This is a genomic window from Streptococcus raffinosi, assembly GCF_030284685.1.
GTDB lineage: Bacteria > Bacillota > Bacilli > Lactobacillales > Streptococcaceae > Streptococcus > Streptococcus raffinosi.
On sequence record NZ_JASUZV010000019.1, the window covers coordinates 1 to 12,211 of the forward strand.

Consider the following 12,211-nt stretch of genomic DNA (forward strand, 5'->3'; position numbering starts at 1 on the left):
CCATTGTAATAAACTGCACTTTTTGGCGAACCTTCAATGGATACTTCAAAAAGTGGTTTCGAATAGTGGTTTGACGGCGATTATCAAGGATGGTTATGAGTTTGTTGGTCTCATAGTTTTGCGCCACAAAAGCGAGTTCACCTTTCTTGAACCCAAACTCATCCCAAGACATAACAGCTGGGAGCTTGTCATAATGCTCCTTGAAAGTAAACTGGTCAAGCTTACGATAGACAGTGGACGTTGATACACGAAGTCTTCTGGCAATATCTGTTAGTGACACCTTTTCAGTAAGGAGCTGTGCAACTTTTTGCTGGACTAGATTGGAGATTTGGCAGTTTTTCTCAACGATTGATGTCTTAGCTACCGTGACTCTCCTACAACTTTTACACTGGAAACGACGCTTTTTAAGACGTAATAGTGTAGGTGTTCCAGCTTGTTCAAGGAGAGGAATTTTAGAAGGCTTTTGAAAGTCATATTTGATTATCTTTCCTTGGCAGTGAGGGCATGGTGGTGCAGGGTAATCGAGTGTTGCTTGAACCTCGATGTAGGTATCTTTTTCAAAAACAAGAGAAATAATGATGTTTGGGTCTTTAATTCCGATTAATTCTGTGGTATTCTTAATAAGTCTCATAAGTTCTTCCTAATGATGGTTTGGTTGCTTTTCATTATAGTTCTTATGGGACTTTTTGTCTGCATTCAAAAAGCTCTATAATCTCTATAGTGGTTTTACCCACTACAGAAATTATAGAGTCACAGGATATTAATATCTTAGCGCATACTTTTTAGTAGTTCACTTCAATTTTATTGAGTAGTAAGATTTTTTACGGGTGAAATATGAAAATTAGCTCTGCTATATCGGTTGACTTGAATAGGAAAAGGTTTTCAGCTTGGAGACCAAGTCACTTTTTTACTTGAAAGTAGTTTTTTTAATGTTATCTAAGCTTTGGAAGTTTAAAGTTTTTTTGGATTTTCTTTCAATTTTATAGTGACATTTATGTCGCTATTTTATTTTGCTGACTTCATTTATAATGGATTTGTAATTTAATTAGATTACATTATTTTATTTTTATTGGAGGTTTTATGCAGCAAGAAGTTTTTGTTCACGCATATGAGGTTGTACGACCGATTGTCCTTAAAGCTTTTCGCCAATACTTTATTCAACTTTGGGACCAAGCAGATATGGAGCAAGAAGCTATGATGACTCTTTATCAACTTTTAAACAAATTTCCCGAATTAGAAGGTGATGATGATAAGCTACGTCGTTATTTTAAAACGAAGTTTAGAAATAGACTGAATGATGAAGTTAGACGACAGGAGTCAGTTAAGCGTCAAATCAATAGGCAGTGTTATGTAGAAATTTCAGATATCGCTTTTTGTCTTCCAGATAAGGGATTAGATACAGTAGATCGAATCGTTTATGATCAGCAAATTAAGGCTTTTCGTAATCAGCTTTCTGCTGAAGATTCTGCTAAGTTAGATCGATTGTTGGCTGGTGAATGTTTTAGGGGAAGAAAGAAGATGATTAGAGAGTTAAGATTTTGGATGGTTGATTTTGATCCTTACAATGAGGAGGATTAATTTTCGATTTTATAGCGTTTTTTATCTTGTTCTATGATATCTATTCACTTTTAGTAATGATCAAAGTTTGAGATGATTGCTTTTAACCCCTAGCTTATAACGATAAATACTATCTTAATAAGCTGATTTCATAACTAAATACCCCCTATGTTAGATAGAATAAAATCTAACATAGGGGGTGCAGTGCATTCATTTTTGGGTGTTTTTTCAGTTGATGATTATTGTGATGAGTAATTGAATCTTAATTATTTTACAGCTATGGAATTTCCAGAAAATTTTGGAAGCTCAATCTTTTCTTTTATCAGAGCTTCTTGGTAAAGTTTTAGGAAGTCTGAGTAGATATGGGTCTGTTGTCCATTTTGTGTAAAAATGTCAACTCGAAAAACTAATTGGCCTGACGGTGTTGTGATTAATCCAATAACATTTGGAGTTCCACAGATTTCGGGATATTTTTCAATGTTATCTTGATTAACTTGTTCTATGATACTCATAACTTTATTGATATCAGTCGATATATAAACTGGGATGTCAATTTGTGCTCTCATGTCTCCTCGGGATTTGTTGGATACGATTGTAATATTTCGATTGGGTATGAAATGGAGCGTTCCATCAAATCCTCGAATTTGTGTTGTTCGGATACCAACAGTTGAAATCCGACCCGTAACAGTTCCTACTTCTACTGAATCTCCCACTTCAAATTGATTTTCCAATAATATGAAAAATCCGTTAACAACATCTGATAAAAAGCCTTGTGCGCCTAAACCAAGTGCAACTCCAGCAAGTCCTGCTCCTGCAAGGAGGCTAGATACAGGGACACCAAGGATACTGAGGAGCCAGTAAACAAGGAAAAAGTAAAGCACGTAGTTCATACTATTGTGTAGCAGGCGCTCAATTGTTTTTTGTCGGGCAGGGGTTTGAATAGTCCAGGATAGAGATCGTCCCACAGTATGTTTAAAAAGAAAGTCAATGATTTTTTTACTGAGAAGGAATATAGTGAGGAGAATAAGGAGTTTGATTCCTTTGGTAATAAGTACCATTAAGATTTCTTCGAAATTAAATTGTTGGATATACTTTTGTAAAATATTCATAGCACTAGTTTATCAAAATTTGAGAAAAGAAGCAGTTTGTAACGATGTTCTTGTGATTAAATTGGAGAAAAAAACTTTTAAAAGGCTTTGAAATATGGTAAACTAAACTGTATCTATAAAATTTTAAGGAGAATGACTACATGTCTGTATCATTTGAAAACACAGCCACTAACCGTGGTGTGGTGACATTTACTATCGGTCAAGATAAAATTCAACCGGCTTTGGATCAAGCGTTTAACAAGGTTAAAAAGAATTTGAACGCACCAGGTTTCCGTAAAGGACACATGCCTCGTGCCGTATTTAACCAAAAATTTGGTGAAGAAGCTCTTTATGATGAAGCTTTGAATGCAATTCTTCCAGTGGCTTATGAAGCAGCGATTACTGAACTTGGTCTTGATGTTGTTGCACAACCAAAAATTGATGTCAAATCAATTGAAAAAGGTCAAGATTGGACACTTACTGCAGAAGTTGTTACAAAACCAGAAGTAAAACTTGGTGCATATAAAGATCTTGAAGTTTCAGTTGAAGTTTCTAAAGAAGTTACTGATGAAGATGTTGATGCTAAGCTTGAAAACGAACGTAAAAACTTGGCTGAATTGGTCGTTAAAGAAGGTGCAGCTGAAAATGGTGACACTGTTGTTATCGACTTTGTTGGTTCAGTAGATGGCGTTGAATTTGATGGTGGTAAAGGTGAAAATCACTCTCTTGAACTTGGTTCAGGTCAATTTATCCCAGGTTTCGAAGACCAATTGGTTGGTTCAAAAGCTGGTGATGAAGTAGAAGTTAAAGTAACTTTCCCAGAAGACTATCAAGCTACTAATCTTGCAGGTAAAGATGCTGTATTTGTTACTAAAGTTAACGAAGTTAAAGCTAAAGAAGTTCCTGCTCTTGATGATGAGTTGGCTAAAGACCTTGATGACGAAGTTGAAACTCTTGATGAGTTGAAAGCTAAATATCGTAAAGAACTTGAAGCAGCTAAAGAAATCGCATTTGACGATGCTGTTGAAGGTGCTGCACTTGATTTGGCTGTTGAAAATGCTGAAATCGTTGAATTGCCAGCTGAAATGGTTGAAGACGAAGTTCACCGTGCTATGAACGAATTCATGGGTAACATGCAACGTCAAGGTATCTCTCCTGAAATGTACTTCCAAATCACTGGAACAACTCAAGAAGATCTTCACAAGCAATATGAAGCTGATGCTGACAAACGTGTGAAAACTAACCTTGTTATTGAAGCTGTTGCTGCTGCTGAAGGATTCGATGCTACTGAAGAAGAAATTCAAAAAGAAATTAACGATCTTGCAGCTGAATACAACATGGAAGTATCACAAGTTTCTTCACTTCTTTCACCTGAGATGCTTAAACATGATATTACGATGAAAAAAGCTGTTGAACTTATCACAAGCTCAGCAAAAGTTAAATAATAGAACTAAAATCAAGTTTCTGTTGAGACTTGATTTTTTCTTCTATAAATGCTTTGACTATTGACTCTTTTTAGCGTAAAATAGAGGGTAGCGAAAAATTGATTGCCGAGCTATTTTTGTTTCGACATTAGCTTGAGTAAGAATGAAGGAGAACCACTTTGGAACTAGACGTATTTGCTGGACAAGAAAAAAGTGAATTATCAATGATTGAAGTGGCCCGTGCTATCTTAGAAACACGTGGTCGTGATAATGAAATGTATTTCAATGATTTGGTCAATGAAATTCAAAATTACTTAGAAAAATCGGATGCTGATATCCGTAAAGCTTTGCCATTCTTTTATTCAGATTTGAATACGGATGGGAGCTTCATTCCTCTAGGAGATAACAAATGGGGCTTACGTTCATGGTACGCTATTGATGAAATTGATGAAGAAGTCATCACATTGGAAGATACTGATGAAAATGCGCCAAAACGTAAGAATAAAAAAGTTAATGCCTTCATGGATGGTGATGAAGATGCCATTGACTACAATGACGATGACCCAGAAGATGAAAACTTTACACCTAATTCTGATAGTCTTGAATACGATGATGATAACGATGATGATGAGAAAGCCGAAGTGGAATCTTATGACTCTGAGTTGAATGAAATTATTCCAGATGATGATTTAGATGATGTTGAGCTGTCTGAAGAAGATGACGATGATGACTATGAAGATGAGTCAAATGATTAATTTTTCATTGACAAATAGTCTTGGATAGTTTAGACTATGTATCGGGCACCTCTTTTGAAGAGGTCATGATCAAGACTCCCAGAGTAAAACTCTAGGGGGTCATTTTTGTTTTTTGTCATTTACTGGTTTTGTTGATATTGAGTTACTAAATAGTACTCATGTTGGACACTGGTAAAGGACTATCTCGATTATCGAATACGGTAATCAATCTGCTATTTTTATGGTTTTACATTATATTAAAGGAGTTAACATGACAAAATATATTTTCGTCACTGGTGGTGTAGTATCTTCAATTGGTAAAGGGATTGTAGCTGCGAGTCTTGGACGTTTGCTTAAGAATCGTGGACTTAAGGTTACCATTCAAAAATTTGACCCTTATATCAATATTGACCCAGGAACGATGAGTCCTTACCAACATGGTGAAGTTTATGTCACTGATGATGGTGCTGAAACTGACCTTGACCTTGGTCACTACGAACGTTTTATCGACATTAATCTTAATAAATACTCTAATGTGACTACTGGTAAGATTTATAGTGAAGTTTTACGTAAAGAACGTAAAGGAGAGTATCTTGGTGCGACTGTTCAGGTGATTCCGCATATTACAGATGCTTTGAAAGACAAGATTAAGCGTGCAGCGACAACGACTGATTCTGATGTTATCATCACTGAAGTTGGTGGTACGGTTGGTGATATTGAAAGTCTTCCATTCCTTGAAGCTCTTCGTCAAATGAAGGCTGATGTGGGTTCTGATAATGTTATGTATATCCACACAACACTTCTTCCATATTTGAAAGCTGCTGGTGAAATGAAGACAAAACCAACGCAACACTCTGTTAAGGAATTGCGTGGTTTGGGTATTCAACCCAATATGTTGGTTATCCGTACAGAACAACCCGTTGGTCAAGGAATCAAAAATAAGTTGGCTCAGTTCTGTGATGTTGCACCTGAGGCTGTTATTGAATCGTTAGATGTAGAACATATTTATCAAGTGCCACTTAATATGCAGGCTCAAGGGATGGATCAAATTGTTTGTGATCATTTGAAACTGGATGCTCCAGCTGCAGATATGACAGAATGGTCTGCTATGGTTGATAAGGTGCTTAATCTTAAGAAGACAACGAAAATTGCTCTTGTTGGTAAGTATGTAGAGCTTCACGATGCTTACTTGTCAGTGGTTGAGGCACTTAAACACTCAGGTTTGGCAAATGATACTGCTATTGATATTGACTGGGTCAATGCTAATGATTTGACTGCTGAAAATGTTGCTTCTCGTTTGGCTGATGCTGATGGTATCATCGTTCCTGGTGGTTTTGGCCAACGTGGTACTGAGGGCAAAATTCAAGCTATTCGTTATGCTCGTGAGAACGATGTACCGATGTTGGGCATCTGTCTTGGTATGCAATTGACATGTATTGAGTTTGCTCGTCACGTTCTTCACTTGGATGGGGCTAACTCGGCTGAACTTGACCCAGAAACTAAATACCCAATTATTGATATTATGCGTGATCAAATTGATATTGAAGATATGGGTGGAACTCTTCGTCTTGGTCTTTACCCATGTAAGTTGAAACCAGGTTCTAAGGCAGCTGCTGCTTACGGAAACCAAGAGGTAGTGCAACGTCGTCACCGTCACCGTTATGAATTTAATACTAAGTTCCGTGAACAGTTTGAGACTGAGGGCTTTGTATTCTCAGGTGTGTCACCAGATAATCGTTTGATGGAAGTGGTAGAGCTCCCAGACAAGAAATTCTTTGTGGCAGCGCAATACCACCCAGAATACCATAGCCGTCCAAACCATGCTGAAGAACTTTACAGTGCCTTTGTGACAGCAGCGGTTGAAAATGCTAAATAACGAACTAGAACAGAGTGGGATAGCCTACTCTGTTTTTTATTGGCTCCTTTTATGCTAAAATAAAGGGAATAATAAGAAAGAACGAGGAAAACAAATGGCTAAATTCGGCTTTTTGTCAGTATTAGAAGAAGAATTAGATAAGCATTTGGATTATGATTTTGCGATAGACTGGGATAAAAAGAATCACGCTGTAGAAGTAACCTTCATCCTAGAAGCGCAAAACAGTAGTAATGTGGAGACTATTGATGACAAGGGTGAACTGTCTGATGAGGATGTTATTTTTGAAGACTACGTGCTCTTTTACAATCCAGCAAAATCACGTTTTGATGAGGAGGACTACCTAGTGACAATTCCATATGAACCTAAGAAAGGTCTATCTCGTGAGTTTTTGTCCTATTTTGCGGAGACCTTGAATGAGGTGGCAACAGAAGGATTGAGTGACTTGATGGATTTCCTATCTGATGATGGACCTGAGGAATTCGGTTTGGTTTGGGACAAAGATGCTTTCGAAAAAGGAAAAGCCCAACTTAATGAGAAGGAGTTTTTTGCTTATCCAAGGTATTAAAGGGAGCGAAAAGGGATGGATGCTTATTTAAAAGATCAGTTCGATTTCACAGGTGTTAAGGCTGCCTTACTCGTAGAGCAAAGTATTTTGGTTATTCTCAGAGATAATAAACCAGCTATTCCTTGGCCCAATATGTGGGAATTGACTGGTGGTGGAAGAGAATGCCTGGAAACGCCTCTTGAGTGTCTTCGACGTGAAGTCTGGGAGGAACTTGGATTGATTTTGAAAGAGAAATCAATTATTTGGTCGAGAATCTATCCTAGTATGTTGGATAAAGACAGGTCAGCTGTTTTTGTGGTTGCTCAAATTAGTCAGGAGCAGTATCAGGAGATTGATTTTGGAGATGAAGGCCAAGAATTTAAATTGATGCCTATAGAGGACTTTATAAAAGCAGAAGGAATCATTCCACAGTTGCAAGAACGCTTTAAAGATTATTTATCAGAAAAGGAAGAAAATAATATATGGACAAATGGCAGGAATTAACGATTGAAGTTAATCGTGAGGTCGAAGAGGCGGCTTCTAATATTTTAATTGAATCTGGGAGCCAAGGTGTGGCTATTGATGATAGTGCTGATTATTTGGAAAATGCGGACCGTTTTGGGGAACTTTATCCTGAGGTTGAGCAGGTAGAGACGGTTAAAATTACGGCTTATTATCCGGAATCAGCAGATATCGAGGCCATTACCAAGCAAGTTAATGAGCGTTTGGCTGAGTTGACGGATTTTGGTCTTGAAACGGGAGATATTCACTTGGCTACTCAAGAGTTGGTTGAAGAGGATTGGGCTGAGAATTGGAAAAAATACTATGAACCAGCTCGCATTACCCATGACCTGACTATCGTGCCGTCATGGACAGACTATGAGGCATCAGTAGGCGAAAAAATCATCAAACTAGATCCTGGCATGGCCTTTGGAACAGGAACACACCCAACGACTAAGATGAGTCTTTTTGCACTTGAACAGGTGCTCCGTGGTGGTGAGACGGTGATTGATGTGGGAACTGGTTCGGGAGTCCTCTCGATTGCTAGCTCTCTTCTTGGAGCCAAGGAGATCTACGCCTATGACCTAGACGATGTGGCGGTTCGAGTAGCTCAGGAAAATATCGACATGAATCCTGGTATGGAAAATATCCACGTTGCTACGGGAGATCTTTTAAAGGGTGTGACTCAAGAAGCTGATGTTATCGTGGCTAATATTTTGGCGGATATTCTCATTCATCTGACGGAAGATGCCTACCGTTTGGTTAAGGACGAAGGTTATTTGATTATGTCAGGGATTATCTCTGAAAAATGGGATATGGTGCGTGAATCGGCTGAGAAGGCTGGTTTCTTTCTGGAAACTCACATGGTTCAGGGAGAGTGGAATGCCTGTGTCTTCAAGAAGACAGATGATATTTCAGGTGTGATTGGAGGCTAAATGCAACAGTATTTTATAAAGGGGCAGGTTGAAAATCCAGTAACTATCAAAGACAAGGATACTGTGAAGCATATGTTTAACGTTATGCGTTTAACAGAGGGTGATCAGGTGGTCTTGGTTTTTGAAGATGGTGTTAAGCGCCTTGCTCATGTGACTGACTGTGAGAATCATGTCTTTGAAGTGATTGAAGAGCTAAATGACAATGTTGAAATGCCTGTTTCAGTGACCATTGCCTCTGGTTTTCCAAAGGGAGATAAGCTAGAGCTGGTGACACAAAAGGCAACGGAGCTTGGAGCACAGGCTATCTGGGCTTTCCCTGCGGACTGGTCTGTGGTTAAGTGGGATGGTAAGAAGCTTGCCAAGAAGGAAGATAAGCTTGCCAAGATTGCTCTAGGAGCTGCAGAACAATCCAAACGTAATCGTGTTCCTGAGGTCAGGTTGTTCGAGAAAAAGGGGGAATTTCTATCAGAATTAGCTAATTTTGATAAGATTTTTATCGCCTATGAGGAAACCGCTAAAGCTGGCGAGTTGGCTACTCTAGCTCGTGAATTGGCTCAGGTGGAACATGGACAGAAAATTCTCTTTATCTTTGGACCAGAAGGCGGTATTTCTCCGTCTGAGATTAACGCCTTTGAAGAGGCTGGTGGCGTTAAGATTGGCCTTGGACCACGTATTATGCGGACGGAAACAGCTCCTCTCTATGCTTTGAGCAGTGTGAGTTACGCTTTAGAATTGAATCAATAAGAGAAAGTTGGGCTTGTTCCAACTTTTTTTTAGTCTTGGACACTTTTAATCTGAGACTTACTCCCGGCTGTTCATTTTGACATAGACTTTGTAATTTCTAAAAAGGTTGATAATCTTATTTAGGTTTAATATAATTGTATTATCTTTATAAAAGGGGAAGATTTTTAATGAAAACGAATCGTTATGTGACTCAATCCGCTGTGGTTTTGGGCCTTTTTGCCCTCTTGACTGTGCCACAAGTCCTAGGGCATGCTGATGAAGCAAATACATCAGTAGCAACTACTTCAACTGAAAGTGTGACAGATAGCGGGACTTCTGTTGTATCAGGACAAGGAACTTCGGAGACAGCTGTTCAAGGAGGAGCAGAGACTGTATCTGCTACCCCAACACCAGTAGCGGCAAATGCGTCTGCAGAGCCATCAGCTAATACTTCAACGTCCCAAGCAAGTCAAGAAGCCAATGCTGTTTTGACCAATGCTAACCAGGTGACACCAGCAGTACTAGTACAGGCTGAACCTGTTACAGAGCCTGCTCATGAGGGACAAACCGTTGATATGCAGATTTTGTCAACAACAGACCTTCATACTAACTTGGTTAACTATGATTATTATCAAGATAAGCCGTCTCAAACCGTTGGTCTGTCTAAAACTGCTGTCCTTATCAAAAAAGCCCGTGAAACCAATCCCAATACGGTCTTGGTGGACAGTGGTGATACGATTCAAGGAACTCCTTTTGGAACTTATAAGGCTTTGATTGATCCTGTTGCTCAAGGCGAGACTCACCCTATGTATAAGGCTTTTGAGATGCTTGGGTATGATGCCGAAACGCTTGGAAATCACGAGTTTAACTATGGCCTCGAATTTTTGAACCGTATGGTTAGGACTGCTAAGATTAATATTATCAATGCCAATGTGCGTGATGCTAAGACAGGTGACTACTATTACAATCCTTATAAGATTGTTAACAAGACCTTTACTGATACGGACGGCAAACAGGTAACACTAAAAATCGGTATTACGGGTGTCCTTCCAACACAGATTTTGGTTTGGGATAAGGCCAATCTTGAAGGTAAGGTAACCGTTGATGATCCAATGGAGGCTGTTAAGACAATTGTTCCTCAAATGAAAGCTGCAGGAGCTGACTATATTCTGGTCGCAGCTCACTCTGGTATTGGTGACAATGAATACACTAAGAACGAGGAAAATGAAGGTTACCAAATTGCTGGTATTGAAGGCGTTGATGCTGTTGCGACAGGACATTCTCATGCAGATTTTCCAAATGGAGATGGCACAAGTTTTTATGCTAAATATCCTGGTGTAGATGATGTTAATGGTCTCATCAATGGAAAACCTGTGGTTATGGCTGGTAAGTTCGGAGATCATCTCGGAATCATGGATGTCAAGTTGACTTATACGAATGGTAAATGGAAAGTTGTCAACAGTAAGGCCAAGCTTGAAAAGATTGACACTAAGTCAGATGTTGCGGACAAGGACTTAATTGACATGGCTGCTCATGACCATAATGGGACAATCAACTATGTCCGTAAAGAAGTTGGTGAGACCACTGCACCAATCACTAGCTACTTTGCTCAGGTTCAGGACGATCCATCTATTCAGATCGTTAATAATGCACAACTATGGTATGCTAAAAAACAAGTGGCGGGAACAGCAGATGAAAACCTTCCACTTCTCTCAGCAGCGGCACCTTTCAAGGCAGGGACTCGTGGGGATGCGACCTACTATACTGATATTCCAGCGGGGCCATTGGCCATTAAGAATGTCGCAGACCTCTACCTCTACGATAATGTTACAGCCCTACTCAAAGTGACTGGAGCACAAATTAAAGAATGGTTGGAAATGTCTGCGGGACAGTTCAATCAAATTGATCCTAACAGCAAAGAACCACAACAACTTATTAACAGTAGTTATCGCTCATATAATTACGATGTGATTGATGGGTTGACTTACAAGTTTGATTTGACACAACCTAACAAATATGATCGTGAAGGTAAGTTGGTTAACCCAGACGCTAGTCGTGTTCGTGACTTGGCTTATCAAGGTAAACCCATTGATTTGAATCAGACTTTCCTTGTGGTGACTAACAACTACCGTGCGACTGGTAATTTCCCTGGTGTTAAGGATGCTGCAGAAAAACGTCTCCTCAATCTTGAAAATCGTCAGGCCATCATTGACTATATCGTCAGCGAGAAAACGATCAATCCGAGTGCCGATGGAAATTGGAGTTTCGTTCCTAATATTACCAATGCAGACATCCGTTTTGCCTCTTCTGACAATGCGCGTGCTCATCTTGCTGGGCAGGATGCCATTAGTTATGTAGGACCATCAACACAGGCAGGATTTGCAGAGTACCGTTTGGTTGTTAAGGAAAAGGCAAATCAAGTTGAGGATACGACTAAGAAAGAATCTGAGAAGTCACCAAAAGATGTTGAGATGGCAGACCACACTAAGCATGTGAAACCAAATGCTACTGCAGTTGCTAGCATGGCTAAACCTGCTTCAGCTATCCAATTGTCAAACGCTCAAATCGTTATCTTACCTCAAGCTCAAGTGCAAGAAACTCAACCTTCAAGCTCAGCCAAGAGCTTGCCAAACACGAATTCAGACGAATCTGTGTCAGCAACTTTAGCTGGAATGGTTCTTTTGACCTTGGCTGGATTCTTTGGAATCAAAAAGCAAGAGAAAAATTAAGCAAGATAAAAAGCCCCTATCAGTGATACGTACCGTGTCAAGTAGACAATTGAAATAAATAAAATGTGAGGAACCAGGTTGCTTTGGGTTAAGCAGTCTG

The 12,211-nt window shown here is 39.3% G+C and carries 10 protein-coding genes and 1 pseudogene; 9 read left to right on the plus strand and 2 right to left on the minus strand.

Annotated elements, in window-relative coordinates; genetic code table 11:
* A pseudogene (locus tag QRD39_RS09895) lies at positions 1-631 on the minus strand (ISL3-like element IS1193 family transposase); the annotation flags it as partial.
* Between the two features lie 449 nt (positions 632-1,080).
* Between QRD39_RS09895 and QRD39_RS09900 the strand changes: the two are divergent.
* On the plus strand, positions 1,081-1,578 hold the full coding sequence (locus tag QRD39_RS09900) for a sigma-70 RNA polymerase sigma factor region 4 domain-containing protein (protein WP_008535683.1): 498 nt from the start codon (positions 1,081-1,083) through the stop codon (positions 1,576-1,578).
* Positions 1,579-1,823: 245 nt separating this feature from the next.
* Here the strand turns inward: QRD39_RS09900 and QRD39_RS09905 are convergent, their stop codons facing one another.
* Positions 1,824-2,666 (minus strand): mechanosensitive ion channel family protein, encoded by an 843-nt coding sequence (locus tag QRD39_RS09905; RefSeq protein ID WP_143567667.1) that lies wholly within the window; start codon positions 2,664-2,666, stop codon positions 1,824-1,826.
* 140 nt (positions 2,667-2,806) lie between these two features.
* Between QRD39_RS09905 and tig the strand changes: the two genes are divergently transcribed.
* The 8 genes from tig to QRD39_RS09945 all read left to right on the plus strand — a co-directional run bounded on the left by tig (position 2,807) and on the right by QRD39_RS09945 (position 12,111).
* Positions 2,807-4,090, plus strand: coding sequence for a trigger factor (gene tig / locus QRD39_RS09910; protein WP_285956380.1), 1,284 nt, complete (start codon positions 2,807-2,809; stop codon positions 4,088-4,090).
* 158 nt (positions 4,091-4,248) lie between these two features.
* Entirely contained in the window at positions 4,249-4,824 is a 576-nt protein-coding gene (gene rpoE / locus QRD39_RS09915; protein WP_008535687.1) for a DNA-directed RNA polymerase subunit delta, read from the plus strand.
* A gap of 250 nt (positions 4,825-5,074) precedes the next feature.
* Entirely contained in the window at positions 5,075-6,679 is a 1,605-nt protein-coding gene (pyrG, locus tag QRD39_RS09920) for a CTP synthase (RefSeq protein WP_285956381.1), read from the plus strand.
* Between the two features lie 94 nt (positions 6,680-6,773).
* Positions 6,774-7,244, plus strand: coding sequence for a DUF3013 family protein (locus tag QRD39_RS09925; protein ID WP_285956382.1), 471 nt, complete (start codon positions 6,774-6,776; stop codon positions 7,242-7,244).
* 15 nt (positions 7,245-7,259) lie between these two features.
* Entirely contained in the window at positions 7,260-7,727 is a 468-nt protein-coding gene (locus QRD39_RS09930; protein ID WP_285956383.1) for an NUDIX domain-containing protein, read from the plus strand.
* Positions 7,706-8,659: a 50S ribosomal protein L11 methyltransferase gene (gene prmA / locus QRD39_RS09935; protein ID WP_285956384.1), complete on the plus strand. Its 954-nt coding sequence runs from the start codon at positions 7,706-7,708 to the stop codon at positions 8,657-8,659. Before QRD39_RS09930 ends, prmA begins: the two co-directional genes overlap by 22 nt.
* Positions 8,660-9,403, plus strand: coding sequence for a 16S rRNA (uracil(1498)-N(3))-methyltransferase (locus QRD39_RS09940; protein WP_285956385.1), 744 nt, complete (start codon positions 8,660-8,662; stop codon positions 9,401-9,403).
* Between the two features lie 167 nt (positions 9,404-9,570).
* On the plus strand, positions 9,571-12,111 hold the full coding sequence (locus tag QRD39_RS09945; protein ID WP_285956386.1) for a bifunctional 2',3'-cyclic-nucleotide 2'-phosphodiesterase/3'-nucleotidase: 2,541 nt from the start codon (positions 9,571-9,573) through the stop codon (positions 12,109-12,111).
* The last annotated feature ends 100 nt before the right edge of the window (positions 12,112-12,211 follow it).

Excerpts from the sequence above, each read along its gene's own strand:
- QRD39_RS09900 (WP_008535683.1), top strand. The coding sequence starts at position 1,081 with ATGCAGCAAGAAGTTTTTGTTCACGCATATGAGGTTGTACGACCGATT.
- QRD39_RS09905 (WP_143567667.1), bottom strand. The coding sequence starts at position 2,666 with ATGAATATTTTACAAAAGTATATCCAACAATTTAATTTCGAAGAAATC.
- tig (WP_285956380.1), top strand. The coding sequence starts at position 2,807 with ATGTCTGTATCATTTGAAAACACAGCCACTAACCGTGGTGTGGTGACA.
- pyrG (WP_285956381.1), top strand. The coding sequence starts at position 5,075 with ATGACAAAATATATTTTCGTCACTGGTGGTGTAGTATCTTCAATTGGT.
- QRD39_RS09925 (WP_285956382.1), top strand. The coding sequence starts at position 6,774 with ATGGCTAAATTCGGCTTTTTGTCAGTATTAGAAGAAGAATTAGATAAG.
- QRD39_RS09930 (WP_285956383.1), top strand. The coding sequence starts at position 7,260 with ATGGATGCTTATTTAAAAGATCAGTTCGATTTCACAGGTGTTAAGGCT.
- prmA (WP_285956384.1), top strand. The coding sequence starts at position 7,706 with ATGGACAAATGGCAGGAATTAACGATTGAAGTTAATCGTGAGGTCGAA.
- QRD39_RS09940 (WP_285956385.1), top strand. The coding sequence starts at position 8,660 with ATGCAACAGTATTTTATAAAGGGGCAGGTTGAAAATCCAGTAACTATC.
- QRD39_RS09945 (WP_285956386.1), top strand. The coding sequence starts at position 9,571 with ATGAAAACGAATCGTTATGTGACTCAATCCGCTGTGGTTTTGGGCCTT.